This window comes from Brevibacterium daeguense (assembly GCF_021729135.1).
Lineage (GTDB): Bacteria > Actinomycetota > Actinomycetes > Actinomycetales > Brevibacteriaceae > Brevibacterium > Brevibacterium daeguense.
The window spans coordinates 103,008-126,153 of sequence record NZ_JAJTWW010000009.1 but is presented as its reverse complement, the minus strand read 5'-3'; the positions used below and the strand labels follow the sequence as shown (position 1 = coordinate 126,153).

Sequence of the window (23,146 nt, the reverse complement as noted above, 5' to 3'; positions counted from 1 at the left end):
ACGGCCGGCGAGGACGGAGGGAAGCACGATCAGGACGCTGCCGGGCCGGGCCCGACTGCGAGCGGCATCAGCTCTCGTGAGCCTCATCGGGGTCCTGTCGAGGCATCACCCGCACCCGCGCCACTCGGTGGTCGTCCATCGTCAGCACGGTGAGCACCGCCTCGCCGGTGACGACCTCGTCGCCTTCGGCGGGAACGCGCCCGAGCAGGGCCATGATCAGTCCGCCGACGGTTTCGTAGCCGCCTTCGTCGGGCAGCTCGATGCCGGTCTGCTGGCGCACCTCCTGCAGGATCAGCCCGCCGTCGACCTCCGCCACCGCACCCTCGGACACGATCCCGTCGTCGGGGTTGACCGCCATGTCGTATTCGTCGTAGATTTCACCGACCAGCTCTTCGAGGAGGTCCTCCAGGGTGACGATGCCGTCGGTGCCGCCGTACTCGTCGACGACCAGCGCGATCTGATCGCCCGCCGCGCGCATCCGGCTCAGCGCGGGGAGCACCTCCACCGTCCCCGGCAGCGCGGGCATCTCACGAGCGAGGTCGGCGACAGTGGTGCTCTCCGGCTCGTCGACGTGGAGCAGATCGCGCACATGGAGGAAGCCGAGGATGTTGTCGTAGTCCTCGCCGGAGACCGGATAGCGGCTGTACGGACGTCGGCGCACCTGCTCGCGAGCTTCGGAGACCGAGGCGGCGCCCTCGATGAATTCGACCTGTGGTCGGGGGCGCATCACCTCGACGACGGTGCGCTCGGCGGCTTCGAAGACGTCGTGGAGGACCCGACGGTCCACCTCGTCCAGCTCCTCGGAGCTGGAGACCATCGCTCGGATCTCCTCCGTCGACACGGCCTCCCGGTGCGCATGCAGATCGCCTCCGAGGATTCTGATGACGGCGTTGGTCGACGCCGACAGCAGCCAGATCACCGGCCGCATGAGCTTCCCGAAGACCACCAGCGGCGGGCCGACCACCCGGGTCATGCCCAATGCGTTCTGCATCGCGAGCCGCTTGGGCACCAGCTCTCCCAGGACCAGCGACAGATAGGCGATGAGCAGGGTCATGCCGATCAGTGCGACCCCGCCGGCGGCCGCCTCGGACATGCCCAGGCCGGTCAGCAGCGGGACCAGATCCGGTGCGATCGTCGAGGCGCCGTAGGCCGAGGAGAAGAACCCCGCGACCGTGACCCCGATCTGCACAGCGGAGAGGAACTGGTTGGGATTGCGCACCATCTCTGCGGTGCGCCGGCCCCGGCGGCCCGATGCCGCCAGCTGGTCGACCTGCGATTCGCGCAGGTTGACGATGGCCATCTCGGTTCCGGCGAACACTCCTCCGATGAGGACGAAGACCAGGACCAGCCCGAGGTTGACGAGTGTTGTCGGATCCATGCCCCAAGCCTAAGCGCGGGGCCGGTCAGCTTCCGAGAGCCGCCTGGATCGGCCCGGAGACGAAGTAGACGACGAAGAGCGCCGCGGTGATGAACATCAGCGGGTGGACTTCCCGCGCCTTGCCCCTGAGTGTCTTGATCACGACGAAGGTGATGAAGCCGGCGCCGATCCCGTTCGTGATCGAATAGGAGAAGGGCATCAGCACGATGGTCATGAACGCCGGGATCGCGAGTTCCAGATCCGACCAGTCGACTCGCACGATCTGCTGCATCATGAGGAAGCCCACGAGCACCAGCGTGGCCGCCGCCGCCTCGGAGGGAATCACCGCGGCCAGCGGCGCGAGCACGATGGTGGCCAGGAACAGCACCCCGGTGACGACATTCGCCAGCCCGGTCCGAGCTCCGTCACCGACACCGACGGTCGACTCGACGAAACCGGAGTTCGATGAGGTCGAGCCCATGCCGCCGCCGATCGCGCCGAGCGCGTCGGCGACCATGATCCGCTTGGAGTGCGGGATGTTGCCGTCGGCATCCTTGATCCCGCCGGTGTTCGAGACGCCGACCATCGTGCCGAGCAGGTCGAAGAAGTTCGCGAGCAGGAGGGTGAACACCGCCAGCGTGGCCGCGACGACCCCCACGTGCTGCCACGACCCGAGCAGATTGAAGCTGCCGATCAGCGACAGATCGGGCAGCACGATCCACTGCTGATCCAGGGACGGCACGGTCAGGCCCCAGCCGTTGGGATTGGCGACCTCACCGTCGGCGCCGACCTTGGGACCGATGCCGAAGACCGCTTCGAGGATGAGCGCGAGGACCGTGGCGCCGAGGATCGAGTAGAGGATGGCGCCTCGGACGTGGGCGCTCCACATCACGAACAGGCCCAGCAGCGCGACCAGGAATACGAGCATCGGCCAGCCGAACAGGTATCCGCCCGTCCCGAGCTCGAGCGCATTGCCTCCACTGTTGGAGATGAATCCCGCGTTGATCATGCCGATCAGGGCGATGAACAGCCCGATGCCCACGCTGATCGCGGTCTTGAGCTGACTGGGGACGGCGTTGAAGATCGCGGCGCGGAAGCCGGTCAGGACGAGGACGAGCAGGATGATTCCCTCGATGACCACCAGACCCATGGCGTCGGCCCAGGTCATCCCGGGCAGCACGACGATGCCGTAGGTGAGGAAGGCCGAGAGTCCCAGCGAGGAGGACACCGCCATCGGGAAGTTGCCGATGAGGCCCATGAGGATCGTCAGGATTCCCGAGACCAGCGAGGTCGCCGCGGCCACTGCGGGCAGGTTGGGCTCGCTGCCGCCGCCCAGGAAGGCACCGGTGCTGTCGACCGCGGCGCCGATGATGAGGGGGTTGAGCACCACGATGTAGGACATCGCGAAGAAGGTCGCCAAGCCGCCGCGGATCTCGCGCCCGATCGTCGTCCCGCGCTCGGAGATCTCGAAGAAGCGGTCGATCGCGCCTCGCTTCTGCCCTGTCTGGGGACTGACTGACGTCTGGCTCACCGGGGATACCGCCTTCTTGAGATTCGGCCTGTGGGCGATCGGCGCACGTGCCGACCTGAGCTGTGCAACCGCTACATGCTAGTCCAACCGCGCAGTGCATCGCCCGTCAGCACTGTCGTGCGCGGGCTCCGCGGCTCCGGTCCCGCCGGAAGCCGGTTGCCCGGAACCGCGTTCGCAGGAACCGGATTCGCCGCACCTCACCCGCCGGCAGTGACGCAGGTGACGGCGAACTGCGGACACCACTACGCTGAGGGCAGAAGGCCACCTATGCAAGGGAGCAAGTCCCATGGACGTCCTGATCGTCATCGCCATCGTCGCCGTAGTCGTCATCGTCGTGCTCGCCGTGCTCGCGGCGCTGATCTTCGGCGGCTTGCGCTCGAGCATCTTCTTCACGGTCCGCACCCAGGAGAACGTCATCGTCGAGCGGTTCGGCAAGTTCAAGAAGGTCGCCAAGCCGGGGCTCAACACGAAGGTTCCGTTCGTCGAGACGACCACACGCCCCATCTCCCTGCGCGTGCAGCAGCTCGAGGTCAACATCGAGACGAAGACCAAGGACAACGTCTTCGTGACGGTTCCGGTGGCCGTCCAGTACGTCGTCGGCGAGCAGAACGTCGTCGATGCCTACTACCGGCTGGCCAACCCGGAGGAGCAGATCCGCTCCTACGTGTTCGACACCGTGCGCTCGGCACTGTCGACGCTGACTCTGGACTCCGCGTTCGAATCCAAGGACGACATCGCCTCCAGCGTCGAGCAGCGACTGTCGGAGTCGATGGCGACCTACGGGTTCCGGATCGTCAACACACTGGTCCAGGACATCTCGCCCGACCAGCGGGTGCGCGATTCGATGAACTCCATCAACGCCGCCCAGCGGGACCGGGTGGCGGCGCAGGCGCTCGCCGAGGCGGACAAGATCAAGCGCGTGACCCAGGCCGAGGCGGAGGCCGAGTCCAAGCGTCTGCAGGGTGAAGGCGTGGCCGCCCAGCGGAAGGCGATCGCGATCGGCATCGCCGAGCAGTACGAGATGCTCCGCCGCGCCGGCATCGAGAACACCGCCGAGCAGCTCCTGCTCATGACGCAGTACTTCGACACGATGCAGGACGTCGCGCGCAACGGCCGCTCGAACGTGCTCTTCCTGCCTTCGAACCCCGGCACGATCGGCGACATGACTGCCGAGATCCGCAATTCGCTGCTCGCCGCCCAGGAAGTCGAGTACGCACGCGATCAGTCCGACACCGACATCGAGGCCGACAATCGTCAGGGGGATCATGACCGCCGCATCGAGGCGCAGCGGCGCCAGGCGGAGGAAGCCCGGTACTCCCACCAGAGCGCCGCACAGGCGGCTGCAGGGCACGCACAGGGTCATCCGCAGGGTGCAGCGCGCTTACCACAGCGACCGGATCGCCACCCGGGGAACTGAGCCGCGAACGGCCTGCCCCGAGGCGCAATCGGATGCAACCCGGAAGCTGACCCGCCGGCTCGGACTCCGAGTCGGCGGGTCAGTTCTCGGTGCCAGAGCCGGGCAGGTCGTCAGCCAGCCGCGAGGAGGCGCCGGGGATCGAGCGGGCGTTGTAGTCGGCGATCTGCCACCCGTGATGCGGGTGTTCCTCAAGCACGCACCATGCGCAGTTCGCCATCCCCGAGAACATGTTGCGCCGGTGCGCGGGCAGGCCGAAGAACGCCGGGATTCCTGCTCTCAGTGCAGCTCCGTGCCCGACCAGCACGCCCACGCCTGCTGCGGGAACTGCCTCGGCGGCCTCGCTGATCACCTCGACCATCCGGGAGTCGACCTCGCTCGGGAGCTCGGCACCGGGCACTCGGAAGTCGGACTCGGCGAAGAATCTCTCATAGATGTCGGGGTGCGCCGCCCTGAACTCCGCGAAAGTCGTGCCCTGCCGGATGCCGACATCGTACTCCCGGAGGCGCCGGTCGAGCCGGACCGGGATCCCCACCACGCGCGACAGCTCCTGGGCCGTGGCGGTTGCGCGCTGCAGGTCGCTCGACCAGATGAAAGCGGGTTCCAGGATCGCAAGCATCCGCGCCGCAGTGCCGGCCTGCTGGCGTCCTACGTCGTCGAGGGCCACATCCGCCTGGCCCTGCGCCCGGCTCTCCACGTTCCACGCGGTGCGTCCGTGGCGCCACAGCACCAGCCGTCGGCGTCCCCGGGAATCGGGGGTGGCAGCCCTCACGGTGTCTCCCTCCAATCCGGTGCCGTCGCCAGGTTCCAGAGCCGTTCGAACCGGGAACGCCGGCCAATTGCTCAGCTGTTGATCCGAACCAGCGTGCCGATCTCTTCACCATCGCGATTGAAGACTGCGGCTTCGTCACCGCTGATCCGCAGCGTCGAAGCGCCGGAGAGCCAGGTGTCCACGCCAACGCAGGCGCGCAGCGTGGAGATGCGGCTGGCAAGCGTGACCACATTGCCCTCGACCGTGTACGTCGTATTGATTCCGTTGCAGCCGTCGCTCCCCTTCACCTTTCCCTCGGCATCGAGCACGAGGTGAGGGTCTCCGGGCTCATCCGAAACCCAGCGGCCCACCACTTCGGTGTCCGCCGAGTCCCCGACGTTGGATCCACATCCGGTCAGGAGCAGGCAGATACCCGCCCCGGCCACCACGAACAGCCGGATCCGGGACATCGCTGGAAGTCTCATAACTCCACGTTACCCCGACAGCATCTGAACAACGGGACGCGAAAGCACCGGTGGGCCGCCGCTCGCTTGATGCGAACCACGGCCCACCGGTGCTGCTTCAGACCCTCTTCAGAGTCTCAGCAATCGTGCGGATCCTTACTTCTTCGCCGTGAAGCGACGTCCTGCGAACACCACCGCGATGGCACCGACTGCCAGGAGGACACCCCCGGCGATCAGCCCACTGGTCTCGGTGCCGGTCCGCGGAAGATCCGAACCCGATCCGTTCCCATCGTCAGGCGAACCGCCGGCATTGGCAGCGTCGTCGCCGGTCGCTGCACTGTCGTCCGGCACGACCTCGAAGGTGGCCTCGAACGAGATGTCACCACTCGTGACAACCACGGTGTAGGTGCCGACGTACGCATCCTTGGACGCTGCGTCCAGGCCCCAGACCATGGCTGCGGCCTCACCGTTGCGATCGACGGTGACATCGGTGGTCTTGGCGAGCTCACCGTCCATGAACGTCTCGAACACCACATTCGCGCCGGGTTCCAGACCTTCTGCCCAGAAGGTGACGCCCTTGTCCTCGCTCACGAAGTCGGACGCGGAGATCACCTCGGGATCGACGCGCAGAGCCGGCTCGACCGTCACGTCGTCAGACGACGAATCGCCCGGCGTCTCCGAAGGTGTCTCGGACGACGTCTCCGCAGGAGTTGGATCGACGGACGGCGTCTCCGACGGGGTCGCGCTCGGGGTCTCCGGGGGCGTCTCGGACGCGGTCTCCGAAGGCGTCTCGCTCGGGGTCTCCGAAGGCGTCTCACTCGGGGTCTCCGAGGGGGTTTCCGAAGGCGTCTCGGACGGCGTCTCCGAAGGCGTCGGATCGACCGACGGAGTCTCGCTCGGGGTCTCCGAAGGCGTGTCGCTCGGGGTGGGAGTCTCAGTCGGAGCCGGCGTGCTGCTCACTGTGTTGACTTCGTACCCGGGCAGGCGATCGAGTGAATTCTGCAGCTCTGCCGCCCAGGTGATCGACTCGCCATCTTCGGTGGTTCCGCCGCCGCTCAAGATTCCGGCTGCGCGATCGCCGATCATCACGGCACCGCCCGAGTCACCCTGGATCGACTCCATGGCAATTCCGAAGCCGTAGACGGGCACGCCATCCACATTTGCCCAGCCATCGACGATGTTGATCTCGCCCGAAGTCATGCCGGTCGTGCGGCCGCTCTTGGTGGCGGTTCGTCCCATATCCGCGGTCGTGACGTCCTTGACGCCGCGGACCTGAACCGTCGATGCAGCCAGGTCGTCCTCCGCCGCGGTCGTCCAATCGGTGACCTCGGGAAGCGCGGTGAACCCGCCGTCCTCTCGGATGTCGATGACAGCCACGTCATGAGCATTGTCGGGATTGTCCTGGTCGAAGGCCTCGCCCGCGGTGCCGTACTGCGAGAAGGTGAAGTCGCCGAGCACTCCGGTGCCGTTGGAGTCCACTTGGATGCCCCCGGCTGCGTCGACGGACGGCCGCGAGAGGTGAGCGGTGTCCTGCGCGTCCGGGCTGCAGTGCCCCGCGGTCAGCACGGCCTGTCCGCCGCCGGGCGCAGTCACCGTGAATGCGGTCGAGCAGAGCACCACGCTGTCGCCGCCCTGAGGCATGTAGTAGCCCGCGCCCCCGACGACGTCGGTTGCAGCATAGGCCTCGAAGCCGCCTTCCATTTCACGCACGACGACATTCGAGTGCTTCTTCGACAGCGCCTGAAGATCCCTGGATTCCTTCTCACCCTGGGTCTTCATCACCACGATTTTGCCATCGCCGGCGCGGCCGACTGCCTGAACCTCGGTGTTCTCGAGGAGCTCCATGGCCAGCTCTTCGTAGCCTGACCCCGAAGTCGGAGCTGGGGATTCCGCCATCGCTGGCGCGGCGAACACAGTGCCGCCCAATGCGACGGCCAGTGCGGCACCGATCGCGAGTGGGCGCCTGACGCGACTATCGGTCATTCTCACATCTTCCGTTGATCAAGCGCTCGCGAACGGAGCGCTGGGGGAACGCGGACAGGTGCTCTGCAACGCGGGGAGCGCCGGACGAAAAGCGGTCTGTTGCAGAACCTCGGCCAGAATGTCACACAAGGAGCGAAATTCGGACTTCTGTAAACTTTTGATCACGGAATTGACACATACGCCCGATGGCGGGTAACGGCTCAGGAGATCGTGATTCAGGAAAGCGGCGGCGGCACCGTGAGCGGCGGCGCTGCCTCGCTCAACGGAAATCCGGGCCTGGGGGCCGGGCGGTTGGAGCCCCCTGTCAGACTCGAACTGACGACCTTCGCTTTACAAGAGCGGTGCTCTACCAACTGAGCTAAGGAGGCGTGGCCGGCGCGGGCTTAGATCACTGCACCTGCCGACAACTGTTGAAGTGTAGTTCATCCGGCCCGCTCCCGTCATCCGACGCCCGAGGCGCCCTCCCATTCGGGAGGACGCCTCGGTCAGCGCGACTCGGATCAGTCGAGCGGGGTCAGGCCACTGTGCGTCAGCCGATCTCGCCGGCGGCACGAAGGATCTCGGCGCCGAACGCCTCGGGATCCTGCCAGGACTCCGTGTCCTCGCCGTTGATTTGCACCCGCGGGGTTCCCTGCAGGCCATTGCTGAGCGCATCCTGGGTGGTGTTCTCGACGTGCTTGCCGAAGGTGGTGTCAGCCACGCACTGGCTCACGGTGACGCCTTCCTGAGCGGTGGCGGCCTCGACATCGACACCGGCCTCTGCAGCGAAGCCGAGGAGCTGCTCATCCGTCATGCCGTTGGCACCCTGAGCCGGCTGGTTGGCGAAGAGCGTCTCGGTGAGGTCCAAGTAGGCGTCGGTCTGGCCGCTGTCGGCCACGCAGGCCATGAGATTGGCCGCGCGGGTTGAGTATTCGTTGCCCCCGGAGGAGGAGTCGAGAATCGCGACGGGCTGGTATTCGAGGGCGATCGTGCCGTCGCCGACGAGCTTCTGCAGCGTCCCGCCGTTGGCCTGCTCGAAGCCCATGCACCCCGGGCACTGGAAGTCGAGGAACACCGTGACCACGGGAGCGGAGTCGGGCAGACCGGACTCGGAGAACGGCGGCAGCCCCTCCGGAACGTCGTCGGCCTCGGCGCCCTTCGCGCCGACCGCCTTCACCCCGTCCCCGTCATCCACCAGCGTGATGGAACCGGCGGTGTAGGTCTTGGGGCCGGCCGCGGGCTGGGCCGCCTGGAAGATCAGCACACCCACGATCACGACCACGGCGACGACCACCACCGCGACACCGGTGTAGAGAATCGTCTTCGCGGTCTTCTCCCGCTTGGCCTGCGCTTGCGCGATCTGCCGAGCCTGGTCGCGCGCGGCCTGGCGCCGGTCGGATGCCGAGGAGGAGTTCTTCGCCATTGTCCCTCACGTGGTAGATGTCCGGGTTCGGGCGTCCTGCCGACGCCCATCACATGATACGCGGTCGCCGTCGTCCTCTGTTCAGAGAGATCTCAGAGGAGCGGCTCGGGCATCAGCGCGAACGGATTGAGCTGCACCGGCCACCAGGACACGGCAGCACCGGACAGCACGGTGAGGATCGCCAGCACCGTCAGCGCACCGAGGATCGCGACGGTGACCCACTCCCCGGTCGCGCTGCGGGTGACTCCGCTGAACAGGACCTTCGAGCCGTGCCTGAGGTTCGTCGACCCCGGCCCCAGCCACAGGACCACCGCGCAGGTGAGTCCTGCGGCCCAGAGCGCCCACTGCTCGGAATGCCCTCCGGGCACGATCCCCATGACGTCCAGGCGCATGAGGATCGCGATGGCCACCGCCGCGATGAGCGGCAGGATGAGGCTGAACAGGGAGGTGAACACGGCTCCGAGGGCGGCGAACGGCATCGCGGACACCGACGACCACACACCCGTCGACGCGGGCCCCTGTTCGAACTGCCGCCAGTTGCGCGTCTTCGCGACGGACCCGGCGGTCCGCGCGAGGATCTGCCACAGATAGGCGGCGATGAGCACGATGAATGGACCCAGGGGGGTCAGCGCGATCGCGAGCACATTGAGCGCGAGCACCGCCCAGCCGCCTCCCCTGCGCCGCCGGGGCGGTCCGGGCGGCACCAGGTGAGGCTGCTGCTGCGGCATCGGCGAGTGCTGCACGGGCCCGTGCTGAAGATGCTGCTGGAGCTGCTGGTTCTGAGCACGCTGGTCGATCCCGAGCGGGCCGTAGGGCCGCGGTCCCGAGCCGACAGCAGGTCCGTACTGCGCGACCGACCGCTGCGGACCGGGATGCTGCGGACCGGGATGTTGCATGACCGGCAGAGGCTGCTGGTGGCTGGGGTGCGCCTGTCGCGGCACCCCGTGCGCCGCAGGACCGTGGTCACGGTAAGGACTGGCGAGATGCGCCGCCGCCGGCCCGGGAGCGGGCCCACCCGACCCGAACCCGGGACCCGGCACCGCCGCCGGCATCACCGAGGTGCCGCCGGGTCCGGCAGCGCCGACCGGGCCCGAGGCGCCCGTCGCGTGGCCGGTCATCGGCCCCTGCCGGACCGGCCCACCCAGGGAGGGCATTCGCCCGGACTCGATGTCGACGAGCGAGTCGAGGATCATCGGGCCGGAGGGACGGCGCTCCGGCCTCGGGTCGAGACATGCCCGCAGCAGAGGCACGAACAGGGCGGGCACACCCTCCAGGTCGGCCCGACCCAGCGCCACGCGACCGAGGACGGCCTCGAGCGGTCCTGAGCCGTAGGGGTTGCGGCCGGTGGCCGCGAAGGCCATGGAGGCGGCCCATCCCCACCAGTCGGTCTTCTCGCTCGACGCCTTGCCGTCGGCGATCTCCGGGCTCAGGTAGCCGGGCGTGCCCATCACCAGTCCGGTGGCGGTGACCTTGACCTCGTCGGCGGCCTGGGCGATGCCGAAGTCGATGATGATCGGCTCGCCGTCCATGATCATGATGTTGGCGGGTTTGAGATCGCGGTGGATCACCCCCGCCTCGTGCACGGCGTTGAGCGCGTCGAGCAGCGCGTGCCCGAAGTGCACGAGCTCGTCCTCGGCGAACGGGCCGTTCTCCCGCACGTCGTCGGACAGCGTCGCCCCATCGACGAACTCGGTGACGATGAAGGGGCGTTCGGATTCGAGCTCGGCGTCGAGCACCTCGGCGATCCGCGGGTGCTTGATCCTCCGCAGCGTGCGGACCTCCCGCCCCAGTCGCTTGCGGGCGGTCTCGTCGTTCGCGATGTGCGGATGGAGGACTTTGACGGCGACGGGGTTGTTGTCCCCGTCCACGCCGAGGTGCACAACGCCCATGCCGCCCGATCCGAGCTGCTCGATGAGGCGGTAGCCACCCAGTTCTTCCATAGCCACCTTCTCAACATTACGCGAGAAGATAGAGTCACGATGAGAGCCGGCCCTACCAGGAGGAGCTTTGTGACCGCTGCAGCCGCTGACAAGGAGCCCAACCAGAATCCCGTCCGACCGCCCTCCGGAGGCGCAGACTTCGTCGTCGTCGCGAACCGGCTCCCGGTCGACCGCGACACCTCCGGTGACACCCCGCAGTGGACCACCTCACCAGGCGGTCTCGTCACCGCGCTGGCACCGGTGATGCGGGAGAACTCGGGAGCCTGGATCGGCTGGGCCGGAGTGCCGGATGAGGAGATCGCGCCCTTCGACGTCGACGGCATGCACCTGGTCCCGGTGACGCTGAGCGCTCAGGAGATCATCAACTACTACGAAGGCTTCTCCAATGCCACGCTGTGGCCTCTCTACCACGATGTGATCGTGCCGCCGGAGTTCCACCGCGCGTGGTGGGAGTCCTACGTGCACGTCAACCGCCGCTTCGCACAGGCGGTCGCGCTCGAGGCCGCAGCCGGTGCGACGGTCTGGATCCATGATTACCAGCTGCAGCTGGTCCCGGCCCTGGTCCGTGCTCTGCGCCCGGATGTGTCGATCGGATTCTTCAACCACATCCCCTTCCCCTCGGTCGAGCTCTTCGCCCAGCTCCCCTGGCGTGCGCAGATCCTCACCGGGCTGCTCGGCGCGGACCTCATCGGCTTCCAGCGCCCCGCCGACGCCGCGAACTTCCGCCGCGCCGCACGCGCGCTGCTGTCCGTGACCAGCCGCGGCAACCGGATCAGCGTTCCCGCCGACTCGGAGGCCGGCACCGAGGCGCATGTCGCCGAAGCCCGGGCCTTCCCCATCTCCGTGGACACCTCGGCGCTCGACGCGCAGGCCCGGGAACCGGAGATCATCGCCCGGGCCGCCGAGATCCGCGAGGAGCTCGGCGATCCCGAGCTCCTGCTGCTCGGGGTGGACCGAATGGACTACACGAAGGGCATCCGGCACCGCCTCAAGGCGTTCGGCGAGTTGCTGGCCGACGGGCTGCTCGACCCGGAGAAGGTCACGCTCGTCCAGATCGCCACCCCCAGTCGTGAGCGGATCGACCAGTATCAGCAGATCCGCAGCGACGTGGAGCTGTCGGTCGGCCGGATCAACGGGGAGTTCTCCGAGGTCGGGATCCAGCCCATCCACTACTTCCACCACTCCTACCCCCGCGAGGAGATGACCGCCCTCTACCGTGCCGCGGACGTCCTCCTCGTCACCGCGCTGCGCGATGGCATGAACCTCGTCGCGAAGGAGTACGTCGCCTGCCGACCGCAGGAGGACGGGGCACTGGTGCTCTCGGAGTTCGCCGGCGCCGCGGACCAGCTCACCCAGGCGGTGCTGGTCAATCCCCACAACATCGACGGGCTCAAGGCGGAGATCGTCCGCGCGGTGGCCATGGACCCGCGCGAGCAGCGCCGCCGTATGCGCTCGATGCGCCGCAGGCTGTTCCGGGAGGACGTGCAGGCGTGGTCGCAGTCCTTCCTCAGCGAGCTCGAGGCGCTCGACGCCGACAAGGACAGGACCTCGGCGATCACGGCCGACAGTGTGCCGGCCCGAGCGATTCCCGTCTCCGCCCCGGCAGAGGTGGACCTGACGCCGCTGGTCCAGGCCGACAGACTGCTCGTCGCTCTGGACTTCGACGGCGTCATCGCGCCGCTGCAGGACGACCCGTCCACCTCCGCGCCCCTGCCGGAGTCCGCCGCGGCCGTCGAGGCGCTGGCCGCCCTGCCCGACACGGTCACCGGCTACATCTCCGGCCGGAACGTGTCGGTCCTCAAGCAGCTCAGCACGGCGCCGGGACGGGCGGTGTTCGTCGGCTCCCACGGCGTGGAGGTCGACTTCTCCGGGCTGGACCTGACAGGAGCCGAGAACGGAACCACCGACCCCGCAGTCGACGACTCCGATCCGTTCCGCTACTCCGCCGCCCCGACCGAGGTCGAGCAGCAGCGCCTCGAAGCCCTCGACCTGGCGTTCGAGCGGATCCTCGACGCCACGCCGGCCGAAGGCCACGGCGAGCTCCGCCTCGAGCGCAAGCCGCTGGGACGGACCTTCCACACCCGGGGCTGCTCGCCGAACAGGGTGGAGTTCTACACCGAGGAGCTCCACCGGCTCGCGGCCGAGATCGAGGGTCTGCGGATGATCGTCGGCCACGCGATGATCGAGTTCGGCGTCCGGATGGACACCAAGGGCAACGGACTCGACAACATGATCGACCGCGTCGAGGCCACGGCGGCCCTGTACATCGGCGACGACACCACCGACGAGGACGCCTTCATCCACCTGCACGCGCGGCAGAGCGCAGGCCTCACCGGGCTCAGCATCAAGGTCGGTCCCGGGGACACCGCCGCCGAGGTGCGCCTGGACTCCCCCGAGGCCGTCGCCGAGGTGCTCGCCCGCCTGGCCGCTGAGCGCGCCGCCCACCACGGCCTGGAGTGAGGCCGTGGTGGGCGACCGACAGGTCCACCCGATTCGCCCCGGCAGCCGGTCCTGCGCTGTGAGTCAGCGGACGCGGACGGGCTGCGCAGAGGACCGGAGCACCAGCTCGGGGCTGACCGAGTAGTCGGGCAGCGTCCGCGCCCCGCGGATCAGTCGGTCGAGCTCCGCGAGTGCGGACTGCGCCAGATTCGCCCAGTCGAACGTCACCTGCGACAGGGGCGGATGGACGACATCGGCGTCGGGCATGTCGCCCACCGTCAGCAGCGACACGTCCGAGGGAACGTCCAGGCCGATGCGCTTGGTCGATTCGAGCACGCCGAGGGTCAGCGCCGGCGAGCAGCTGATGATCGCCGAGCAGTTCGCGTGCAGCAGCTGGTCAGCGGCCTGGGAGCCGGCGAGGATCCCCGGTCCCGCTGCGGCCACCGGCGCCTGCTCGCGGGTCGCGGGGATATGGAGCACGTCCGCCATCGAGCGGCGGAAGGCTGCCACCCGGGAATTCGCGGAGGAGTCATCGGGCACCGAGATCCCGATCCGCCGGTGGCCCAGGTGGATGAGGTGGCGCACCGCGGTGTCGATGCCCTGCGAAGCGTCGAGGACGAACTGCCCGGTGCCCTCGTGACGCGCGTTGGACACCCGCACCGTCGGGACGCCGAGCGCGACCAGCCGATGGGCCTCCGGCACCGCCGAACCACCTCCGATCGCCAGCGCCCCGGACACCCCGAAATCCCGCAGCAGCGTCGCCTGGGACGGCAGGTCCGGGCCGGTGCGCACCCGCAGCGCCACCCCGCCGAGGCGGTAGATCCGCCGCACGACCTCGAGAGTGAGGGATTCGAAGGGGTCGACGTCGGCGCCCAGCAGCGCGGACTGGACCACCACGATGGTCCTGCGCCGGACCCGCCGCTGCTCCTCGGACCCGCTGCGGTCGGCAGACCCGCTGCCGTCGGCAGTCCCGAGGCCGCTTCCCCGACTCGGCGAGCCGGCGTCGCCGGCGAGCCGGGACCCTCCCGATGACGTGCCTGGGCCGCCCCGGCTCAATCCAAGCGTCCGCAGCGCGACGTCGACGGACCGACGGGCGGAATCGGAGGTCCTCGGGGCGTTGCGCAGCACCCGGGACACCGTCGAGACCGACAGACCGGACGCCTCGGCGATCTGCTTGAGGGTGATGTTCGACCGCATCAGGACCGGGCCGCGGCAGTCGACGATCGGGCCATCAGGACCGGCCGGAAGTTCGGTGCCACGGACGTCATCCGCTCCCCCGGCAGATCGAGGACCGAGCGCACTCCCGCCGCGAGCGCCCCCGACATCCCCAGGTTGTCGAATGCGAGCACCGTCGCCGGCGGGTCCGTGTAGCGCATCGTCGCCGAGTCGCCGAAGCCGACGACCGACAGGTCCCGCGGCACCACCAGCCGCCGTTGCCGCATGGCGGCGAACACGCCGTGCAGCTGCAGGGCGCTCTGCACGATGATCGCGGTGCAGGTGGCGCCGCGCAGCCGGAGCGCCGCCTCGATGCCGCCGGAGTAGGACTTCGGCACCCGCGCGATCCACTCGTCCAGCCGCGAGGAGATGCTGCGAGCCGGATGCTCGGCCAGGAATCGGCGCTCCAGCTGCTCGGCGAGCGCACCGGTCTCGTTGCTGATCAGCCCGATCCGCCGGTGGCCGAGAGCGGTGAGATGCTCGAAGGCGCGCACCAGCCCGCCCGTCAGATCGAGGCGGGCGGCGACCCATTCGCTGCCCACCGCGGGGGCTCCTGTCGGGGGCAGGGCCTGCTCCTCGAAGGTCGCCTCGGCGAAGCGCACCACCGGCACGTCGACGTCGAAGCGGGTGAAGGTCGGTGACACGATCACCGAGGCGCCGGCGGCGACGCTGGCCCGCACCTCGGCGAGCTCCGGGCTCAGGAAGGGGGAGGAGATGAGCATGCCCTCGGACTGCAGCTGTTCGGAGACGGCCCGGCAGACGGCGAGCTGCCAGTGCTCCGGCGAGGCCGGAGCACACACCGCGATCAGGTGGGCAGGCGTCCGGCGCAGCAGGGTGGAGCGGGAGTAGCCCAGCCGGTCGACGGCGTCGAGGACCCGCTCACGGGTGGACGCGGCCACCTTGCCCCTCCCTCCGAGCACCCGGGACACCGTGGTGACGGACACCCCGGCCGCCTCGGCGAGGTCCTCCAGGCGAACTCTCATGCGCCTATCCTACGGTGGGGGAAGAGCTGGTCCGAGAACCGTCCACCTGCGTCGACGGACGTGTTCCGGGACTACGATGACTGTCAGCCCTGCCAGATCTCGGCGCCCGCCTCCAGCGGCACCAGATACCGGCCGCAGAAGGAGATCTCCGCTATGTCCACGGTCACCCTGACCGATGTCAGCCATCGTTACCCCTCCACGGTGACGCCGTCCGTGACCGGAGTGACCCTGCACGTGCCCGATGGCGAATTCTTCGTTCTGCTCGGGCCCTCCGGCAGCGGCAAATCCACCATCCTGCGCATGATCCACGGCATGGAGCGCCCTTCCGGCGGCACCGTCGCCATCGATGGCCAGGACGTCGGCAGCACCCGCCCCTCCGACCGCGACGTCATGCTCGCCTTCGAGAACTACGCGCTCTACCCGCACATGACTGTTGCGGAGAACATGGGATTCGCGCTGCGCCTGACCGGCCTCGACCGGGACGAGATCGACCGCCGCGTGCTCGGCGCCGCGGCTCAGCTGGGTCTCACCGAGGTGCTCGATGCCCGCAATGACGAGCTCGACGGCCTCCAGCGGCAGAAGGTCGCACTGGCTCGGGCACTCGTCCGCAAGCCCCGGGTCTTCGTCATGGACGAGCCGTTGGCCCACCTGCCGCAGGACGTCCGCGACAGCACCCGGGATCAGATCCGCGCGATGCAGCAGGACCTGGGCATCACCACGCTGTACGCGACGTCATCACTGGAGGACGCGCGTGCGGTGGCCGACCACATCGCGGTGCTCGACGACGGCCGGCTGCTGGGCGTCTTCGCCCCGGAGCAGTTCTCGCAGCTGACGACGCTGGTGCCGGAGCCGGAGCCGGAGCCCAGCTGACTGCGGTGCCGCGCGGATCCGTCGAACCGGCCCGAAGCGGGACGAGCGGAGACGATCCCCCACCAGGCGGATGAGGAGCCCACTATGCAGATTCACGCCGAACGGCTGGCGTCGGAGGTCAGGAAGCTGCCCTGGCACCTGCCGCTGGCCGCCTGGCCCAAAGATCTCCTCGTGGGTCTGCCCCGCGGCCTGTCCCGTCATGTCGTGCGGTTCGTCGAGCTCGGCGGGGATGTGCTGGCGGTCAAGGAGACCCAGGACCGGATCGCCGCCCGCGAGCACGACATGCTCCAGGCCCTGACCAACCTCGAGGTGCCCGCAGTGGCGCCGCTGGGCCACGTCGTCGAACGCCGCACGGCCGCCGGTGCGCAGCTGCCCGGTGCACTCATCACCGTGCACCTGCGCTACTCGCTGCCCTACCGCGCCCTGATCAGCCAGCAGCTCGACATCGGCGTGGCCGAACGCCTGGTCGACGCGCTCGCGGCCCTGCTGGCGCGGCTGCACCTCGCCGGCTTCTTCTGGGGGGACGTATCGCTGTCGAATGCGCTCTTCCGCCGCGACGCAGACAGCTTCGCGGCCTATCTGGTCGATGCGGAGACCGGGGAGCTGCACGCCGACCTGTCCGACGGCCAGCGCGAGCACGATCTGCACCTGGCCCGGACGAACATCGCCGGCGACTTCCTCGACCTGCAGGCCGGGGGCAAGGTCGCGTCCGACGTCGACCCGATGGCGTTCAGCGATCAGCTGCTGCGGCGCTACCGCACGCTGTGGCAGGAGCTGCGAGAGCCGGAGGAATTCTCGATCGACGAGCGCTGGCGGATCGACGACCGCTTCCGCCGGCTCAATGCGATCGGCTTCGACATCGGCGAGCTCACCGTCACCACCGACCTCGACGGGGTCACCACGCGCATCGAGCCGAAGGTCGTCGAGCCCGGTCACCATCGTCGTCGCCTGCTGCGGCTGACCGGCATCGAGGCCCAGGAGAACCAGGCACGCCGCATGCTCAACGATCTCGACAGCTATCGGATCGCCACCGGCAGAGCGGACGATTCGGAGGAGAAGTCCGCCGCGGACTGGCTGCGCGACGTCTACCGGCCCGTCGTCGAGGGGATTCCCGGCGACTTCCGCGACCGGCTGGAGGAGGCCCAGGTGTTCCACGAATTCCTCGATCACCGCTGGTACCTGTCGGAGCGCTCCGGCAGCGACGTCTCCACCCCGGACGCCATCCGCTCCTACGTCGAGAACGTCCTCCCCCAGCGTCCCAGGGAAGCCTCGTACCTCAGGGAGCCGAGCACCGCCGCCCTCCAGGTGCTGAGCGAACACGATCTCCGCGACCCGGACTATTGGGAGTAGTCTCTGACTGGTCGGCTCGACCGACCTGACGGAAGCACTCTCGAAGAAGGCAGGCAATGACAGAATTTCCCTCCATCCCGGCGATGTTCGAACTCTCCGGGCGGACCGTCGTGGTCGTCGGCAGCGCCTCGGGCCTGGGTCAGGCGTCCGCGCTGGGCATCGCGGACGCCGGAGCGCGCGTGGTGTGCGCCGACCTCGATGAAGAGGGCGCTCAGCAGACCGTCGACCTCATCACCGAACGGGGCGGGACCGCCGAGGCAACCGCTGTCGACGTCACCTCGACCGAATCCGTGGCGGCGGTCGTCGCGGCCCACGCCGAGGCGGACGCCCTCGTCATGACGCCGGGCCTCAACGTCCGCAAGCGCCTGCTGACGACCACCGACGAGGAGTTCGACCGCGTCATCGACATCAACCTCAAGGGCACCTACCGCCTGATGCGCGGATTCGGCACCCGGATGGCCGAGCGCGGCCGCGGCTCGATCGTGACGTTCGCGTCCTTCCGCGCCCTGGTGGTGGAGCCGGGCCAGGGACTGTATGCGGCGGCCAAGGCCGGCGTGGTGCAGCTGACGAAGACCCTGGCCAGCGAGCTCGGCCCCTCCGGCGTGCGGGTGAACTCGATCCTGCCGGGTCCGTTCGAGACCCCGCTGACCGAGCAGATCAAGTCCGACGAGGAGTGGTGGAACGCCTACGCGAACAAGGCCGCGCTGGCCCGCTGGGGGCAGCTGCCGGAGATCGCGGGACCGGTCCTGTTCCTCGTCTCGGACGCCTCGAGCTTCGTGACCGGGCACTCCCTCCTGGTCGACGGCGGGTGGATGGCCCAGGACGGCCGGTTCACCCCGCGGGTCTGAGAGCCACCCCGCCCGAGGCGGCATGCGACCGGGGCCGCGCGCGTCAGCTGACGTGCGCGGCCCCGGTGTCGTCCGTGATGTGCAGCCTTCGGCCCCCCCGCGCAGCCGACACCGGGGCGACCCGCGGATCCGCTCTCAGGCCTCGGCGGCGGCGGCGCGGGTCCGTGCCACCTCGTACAGCGCCACCGCTGCGGCGACGCCGGCGTTGAGGGATTCGGTGGAGGCGGCGATCGGGATCGACACGATCTGATCGCAGATGTCGCTCACCAGCCGCGAGATCCCCTTGCCCTCCGAGCCGACGACGATGCACACGGGGACGGTCGCCAGTTCCAGCGCCGGCAGCTCGACGTCGCCGTCCATGTCGAGTCCGATGACGAAGACGCCCTGCTTCTTGAGGTCCTCGAGCGATCGGACCAGGTTGACCACGCGTGCCACCGGGATCCGGGACGCGGCGCCGGCAGACGTCTTCCAGGCGGCTGCGGTCATCCCCGCCGCGCGCCGCTCGGGAACGATCACCCCGTGGCCGCCGAACGCCGCCGTCGAGCGCACGATGGCGCCGAGGTTGCGCGGGTCGGTGACTCCGTCGAGCGCCACGAGCAGCGGGGTCTCGAACCGCTCACCCGCCAGCCCGAGCAGATCATCCGGGTGACTGTATTCGTAGGGCGGCACCTGCAGAGCGACCCCCTGGTGGATCGCCCCGTCGGTGATCCGGTCGAGGTCGGGCCTGCTCGCCTCCAGCATGGCGACGCCGCGCTCGGCGGCGAGTGCGATGATCTCGCGGACCCGATCATCGGAGTCGATCCGCTGCCCTACGTAGAGCGCCGTCGCGGGCACACCCTCGCGCAGCGATTCGAGCACGGAGTTGCGGCCTGCGACCACGTCGGAGCCGTGCTCCTTCTTCTTCCGCCTGGCCTGCGCCGCCTGCCGGGCCCGCTTCTCCTGGGCCTCCCTGTGCGCCTTGTGGTAGACGCGATCCTCGGCCTTGGGCGTGGGGCCCTTGCCCTGCAGCTTGCGCTTGCCCTGGCCGCCGGAGCCCTTGGTGGGCCCCTTGCCGGTTCTGCGGACTGCTCCGCCGCGTGGCTTGGGTGGCATATCGGTTCCTTGTCTGTCGAGAGGCCGGAAGTGCTTCTCCGGCCGCCGGCGGCGGTGCGCCGGTGATGATGGGGGCCGTTCAGCCCTTGATCTGGTAGCGGAAGCCGTCGACGGTGTCCTCGAGGGCGATTCCCGCGGCGGTGAGCCGTTCGCGGATCGCATCGGCGCGCGCGTAGTCCTGCTGCGCCTTCGCCTCGAGCCGTTCGCCGGCGAGCGTGCTCACGAGCGCGTCGAGCGCCCGCGCCGCGGTGTCGTCCCCGCCCGAGGCGCCGGCCCAGTGGGCAGCACTCGGATCGACTCCCAGCACGTCGAGCATGAGCTCGACCTCCGCGACCACGCGCACGAGCTCCGCGCCGGTCCGGCCGGCGTCGAGGAGCCGGAACCCCTCCCCCACCCGGTCGAAGACCACGGCGAGTGCCCGCGGGATCGACAGGTCGTCGTCCATCGCCTCGGCGAACTCCTCGGGCACCTCCACTGCGCGACCGGCCCACCCGGCGACCGCCTCGGGGACGGGTGGGGCTGCATCGCCGAGGACCTCGCGGGCGCGGGTGAGGAAGTTCGCGAACCGGTCGAGCGCCGCCTGCTGCTGGGCCATGAGCTCCTCGGAGTACTCGAGCACCGAGCGATAGTGCGCCGACGACAGGAAGAACCGCACCGTGATCGCGGGGAACTGCGCGAACAGCTCGTGGGCGAAGACGGAGTTGCCCAGTGACTTCGACATCTTTTCGCCGCCGACGTTGAGCAGCCCGGAGTGCATCCAGATCCGGGCGAAGGGGTCACCCGCGGCGGTCGACTGGGCCAGCTCGTTCTCGTGGTGCGGGAAGCGCAGGTCCAGACCGCCGCCGTGGATGTCGAATTCTGCGCCCAGGTACTTGGTCGACATCGCCGAGCACTCGATGTGCCAGCCCGGCCGCCCCCGGCCCCACGGAGTCGGCCAGGACGCGGTGGCCGGCTCCTCGTCCTTGTGCGCCTTCCACAGCGCGAAATCACGGGGGTCCTTCTTCCCGCGCAGCGGCGCGTCCTCGGCATCGCTGAGGTCCTGGAGGCGCTGGTTGGTCAGCGAGCCGTACTCGGGCCAGGAGACGGCGTCGAAGTAGATGTCACCGGAGCCGTCGAGCGCCTGATAGGCATGACCGGCCGCGAGCAGGCGCTCGATGAGTTCGACCATCTCCGTGATGTGCCCGGTCGCCCGCGGCTCATAGGTCGGCCGCAGCACCCCCATCGCGTCGTAGGCGGCGGTGAACTGCTGCTCGTAGAGATACGCATGAGCCCACCACTCGCGATCCTCCGCAGCCGACTTGCTGAGGATCTTGTCGTCGATGTCGGTGACATTGCGGACCAGCGTGACCTCGAGGCCGCGGTACACCAGCCAGCGCCGCAGCTGGTCGAACACCACTGCCGAGCGCATGTGCCCGATGTGGGGCGCGCCCTGCACGGTGGCACCGCACACGTAGATCCCCGCCCTGCCCTCATTGACGGGGGTGAAGGGTTCGAGGCTCCGGGATGCGGTGTTGAACAGCTTGATAGTCACACTGCAAGTCTAGGAGATGCCGGCGACTGCCAAGGAAACCACACCGAGTTCTCAGGCGAGGCACAAGTTCGCTACACTGGCGGAGATTGAGACGCCGGTCACGTGACCACGAGCTCAACTGGCACAACCCACCCGCGTGCATGACCACCGGCCGGTCGGGCACACCCACCCTGCCGGGCCGGTCACCGACAACATGGAGGACACCGTGTCGATGACGACATCGTCCCAGCGCGAGATGTTCGCGACCCGAACAGCCTTCATCATGGCTGCCATCGGGTCCGCCATCGGCCTGGGCAACATCTGGCGCTTCCCGTACGTCGCCTATGACAGCGGCGGCGGCGCCTTCCTGATCCCGTACCTGGTCGCCCTGCTCACGGCGGGCATCCCGATCCTGTTCTTCGACTACGCGCTCGGGCACCGCAGCCGCTCCTCGGCGCCGATGGCCTTCCGCGCATTCACCCGGGCCGCCGAGCCGATCGGCTGGTTCCAGACCGGCATCGCGTTCGTGATCGGGATCTACTACGCCGTGATCATCGGCTGGGCCGGAATGTACATGATCTTCTCGGTCACCCAGGCCTGGGGCGACAATGCGGAGAGCTTCTTCATCGGCGAGTTCCTGCAGCAGTCCGGGGAGTTCGGACTCTCCGGCGACTTCGTCCCCGGCGTGCTCATCCCCCTGATCATCGTCTGGGTGGTCACGCTCGGCGTCCTGCTGCTGGGCGTGCAGCGCGGCATCAGCCGTTTCAACCTGATCTTCATCCCGCTGCTCGTCGTCATGTTCCTCATCCTGGTGGTCAGGGCGCTCTTCCTGCCGGGTGCCTTCGCCGGACTCGACGCCTTCTTCACCCCGGACTTCGCGGCGCTGGCCGATCCGGCGGTGTGGGTGGCGGCCTACGGCCAGATCTTCTTCTCCCTGTCGATCGCGTTCGGCATCATGATCACCTACGCCTCGTACCTCAAGCGCCGCACCAATCTCTCCGGCTCCGGCCTCGTCGTGGCGTTCTCGAACTCCAGCTTCGAGGTGCTCGCCGGCATCGGCGTCTTCGCCGCGCTGGGCTTCATGGCTCAGGCCTCCGGCGTCGCCGTCGACGAGGTCGTCGCCTCGGGAGTCGGGCTCGCGTTCATCAGCTTCCCCACGCTGATCTCGCAGATGCCCGGCGGTGCCCTGTTCGGCATTCTCTTCTTCGGCAGCCTGGTGTTCGCCGGGATGACATCGCTGATCTCGATCGTGCAGGTGCCGGTGCAGTCCGTCGCCGAGAAGCTGGACATCAGCAACCGCACCTCGCTGCTCATCGTCGGCGGCCTGATGGCAGTCATCTCCTGCCTGACGATGCCCACGGTCACCGGACTCAACGTGCTCGACGTCGTGGACGCCTTCGCCAACAACATCGGCGTCGTCGGCTCCGCGGTCGTCTCGCTCATCGTGGTCGCCTGGCTGCTGCGCAAGCTGCCGGTCCTGCGCGACCACATCAACGCGACGTCGTCCTTCAAACTCGGGCCGACTTGGATGATCTGCCTGTCCGTCATCACGCCGCTGGTGCTCGGCTACATGCTGATCTCACAGATCATCACCCTGATCCAGGACGGCTACGGCGGGATGCCGAAGAGCTTCACCAATGTGTTCGGCTGGGGCATGATCGCGCTGCTCATCGTGGTGGCGATCGTCCTGACCCTGATCCCGTGGCCCAAGCGCGCCCTGCGGCACACCGAGGACGCCATTGCCGCCTCGGATGCGGCGACCGCCTCGCTCGCCGAGCAGGACCGCTCCGGCGCCGGCCCCGCGGCGAGCACCCCGAGACCGGAACAGACCCGAACCGAAGGAGGACAGACACTGTGAGCGCATCGGCCATCATCATGATGATCATCGCCCTGTGCACGGTCTGGGGCGGTCTGGTCGCCTCGATCCTGCACCTGCGGCGCCATCCCGACGACACCATCGGTCATGAGGAATGACTCGGGGTCGCCACGCGGCGGTT

At 68.6% G+C, this 23,146-nt stretch carries 18 protein-coding genes and 1 tRNA gene; 7 read left to right on the top strand and 12 right to left on the bottom strand.

Annotated features, from left to right (window positions below; all coding sequences use genetic code 11):
* Positions 1-67: 67 nt before the first annotated feature.
* Positions 68-1,378: a hemolysin family protein gene (locus LXN01_RS09455; protein ID WP_236864424.1), complete on the bottom strand. Its 1,311-nt coding sequence runs from the start codon at positions 1,376-1,378 to the stop codon at positions 68-70.
* A 25-nt stretch (positions 1,379-1,403) separates the two neighbouring features.
* Complete coding sequence (locus tag LXN01_RS09450) at positions 1,404-2,888, bottom strand: NCS2 family permease (RefSeq protein WP_236864422.1); 1,485 nt, start codon at positions 2,886-2,888, stop codon at positions 1,404-1,406.
* A 286-nt stretch (positions 2,889-3,174) separates the two neighbouring features.
* Between LXN01_RS09450 and LXN01_RS09445 the strand changes: the two genes are divergently transcribed.
* Complete coding sequence (locus tag LXN01_RS09445) at positions 3,175-4,305, top strand: SPFH domain-containing protein (RefSeq protein ID WP_236864421.1); 1,131 nt, start codon at positions 3,175-3,177, stop codon at positions 4,303-4,305.
* Between the two features lie 79 nt (positions 4,306-4,384).
* Here the strand turns inward: LXN01_RS09445 and LXN01_RS09440 are convergent, their stop codons facing one another.
* The 6 genes from LXN01_RS09440 to LXN01_RS09415 form a co-directional block, all read right to left on the bottom strand.
* Positions 4,385-5,074, bottom strand: coding sequence for a histidine phosphatase family protein (locus LXN01_RS09440; protein ID WP_236864417.1), 690 nt, complete (start codon positions 5,072-5,074; stop codon positions 4,385-4,387).
* 71 nt (positions 5,075-5,145) lie between these two features.
* Positions 5,146-5,538 (bottom strand): META domain-containing protein, encoded by a 393-nt coding sequence (locus LXN01_RS09435; RefSeq protein WP_236864415.1) that lies wholly within the window; start codon positions 5,536-5,538, stop codon positions 5,146-5,148.
* Between the two features lie 135 nt (positions 5,539-5,673).
* On the bottom strand, positions 5,674-7,500 hold the full coding sequence (locus tag LXN01_RS09430) for a trypsin-like serine protease (protein WP_236864414.1): 1,827 nt from the start codon (positions 7,498-7,500) through the stop codon (positions 5,674-5,676).
* Between the two features lie 292 nt (positions 7,501-7,792).
* Positions 7,793-7,868 (bottom strand) — tRNA-Thr (locus tag LXN01_RS09425).
* Between the two features lie 161 nt (positions 7,869-8,029).
* On the bottom strand, positions 8,030-8,902 hold the full coding sequence (locus tag LXN01_RS09420) for a DsbA family protein (protein WP_236864412.1): 873 nt from the start codon (positions 8,900-8,902) through the stop codon (positions 8,030-8,032).
* Positions 8,903-8,994: 92 nt separating this feature from the next.
* On the bottom strand, positions 8,995-10,842 hold the full coding sequence (locus LXN01_RS09415) for a serine/threonine-protein kinase (RefSeq protein WP_236864410.1): 1,848 nt from the start codon (positions 10,840-10,842) through the stop codon (positions 8,995-8,997).
* Between the two features lie 69 nt (positions 10,843-10,911).
* Here LXN01_RS09415 and LXN01_RS09410 point away from each other — a divergent pair, with 69 nt between their 5' ends.
* On the top strand, positions 10,912-13,302 hold the full coding sequence (locus tag LXN01_RS09410) for a trehalose-6-phosphate synthase (protein ID WP_236864408.1): 2,391 nt from the start codon (positions 10,912-10,914) through the stop codon (positions 13,300-13,302).
* A gap of 63 nt (positions 13,303-13,365) precedes the next feature.
* Here LXN01_RS09410 and LXN01_RS09405 read toward each other — a convergent pair whose 3' ends face one another.
* Complete coding sequence (locus LXN01_RS09405) at positions 13,366-14,478, bottom strand: substrate-binding domain-containing protein (RefSeq protein WP_236864407.1); 1,113 nt, start codon at positions 14,476-14,478, stop codon at positions 13,366-13,368.
* Positions 14,478-15,479 carry a LacI family DNA-binding transcriptional regulator gene (locus tag LXN01_RS09400; RefSeq protein ID WP_236864406.1) on the bottom strand — a complete coding sequence of 334 codons (1,002 nt, stop codon included), beginning with the start codon at positions 15,477-15,479 and terminating at the stop codon, positions 14,478-14,480. Before LXN01_RS09400 ends, LXN01_RS09405 begins: the two co-directional genes overlap by 1 nt.
* A 153-nt stretch (positions 15,480-15,632) precedes the next feature.
* Here LXN01_RS09400 and LXN01_RS09395 point away from each other — a divergent pair, with 153 nt between their 5' ends.
* The 3 genes from LXN01_RS09395 (at position 15,633) to LXN01_RS09385 (ending at position 18,547) form a co-directional block, all read left to right on the top strand.
* Positions 15,633-16,349 (top strand): ABC transporter ATP-binding protein, encoded by a 717-nt coding sequence (locus LXN01_RS09395; RefSeq protein WP_236864405.1) that lies wholly within the window; start codon positions 15,633-15,635, stop codon positions 16,347-16,349.
* 84 nt (positions 16,350-16,433) lie between these two features.
* On the top strand, positions 16,434-17,699 hold the full coding sequence (locus LXN01_RS09390; protein WP_236864404.1) for a DUF4032 domain-containing protein: 1,266 nt from the start codon (positions 16,434-16,436) through the stop codon (positions 17,697-17,699).
* A 56-nt stretch (positions 17,700-17,755) separates the two neighbouring features.
* On the top strand, positions 17,756-18,547 hold the full coding sequence (locus tag LXN01_RS09385; protein ID WP_236864403.1) for an SDR family NAD(P)-dependent oxidoreductase: 792 nt from the start codon (positions 17,756-17,758) through the stop codon (positions 18,545-18,547).
* Between the two features lie 135 nt (positions 18,548-18,682).
* Here LXN01_RS09385 and rlmB read toward each other — a convergent pair whose 3' ends face one another.
* Together rlmB and cysS are read right to left on the bottom strand one after the other, a co-directional pair.
* Positions 18,683-19,639 carry a 23S rRNA (guanosine(2251)-2'-O)-methyltransferase RlmB gene (rlmB, locus tag LXN01_RS09380; RefSeq protein ID WP_236864402.1) on the bottom strand — a complete coding sequence of 319 codons (957 nt, stop codon included), beginning with the start codon at positions 19,637-19,639 and terminating at the stop codon, positions 18,683-18,685.
* A gap of 79 nt (positions 19,640-19,718) precedes the next feature.
* On the bottom strand, positions 19,719-21,170 hold the full coding sequence (cysS, locus tag LXN01_RS09375) for a cysteine--tRNA ligase (RefSeq protein WP_236864401.1): 1,452 nt from the start codon (positions 21,168-21,170) through the stop codon (positions 19,719-19,721).
* Positions 21,171-21,363: 193 nt separating this feature from the next.
* Between cysS and LXN01_RS09370 the strand changes: the two genes are divergently transcribed.
* Together LXN01_RS09370 and LXN01_RS09365 are read left to right on the top strand one after the other, a co-directional pair.
* Positions 21,364-23,007, top strand: coding sequence for a sodium-dependent transporter (locus LXN01_RS09370; protein ID WP_236864618.1), 1,644 nt, complete (start codon positions 21,364-21,366; stop codon positions 23,005-23,007).
* Positions 23,004-23,123, top strand: coding sequence for a methionine/alanine import family NSS transporter small subunit (locus LXN01_RS09365; protein WP_236864400.1), 120 nt, complete (start codon positions 23,004-23,006; stop codon positions 23,121-23,123). The genes LXN01_RS09370 and LXN01_RS09365 overlap by 4 nt, the downstream gene beginning before the upstream one ends.
* Positions 23,124-23,146: the final 23 nt, after the last annotated feature.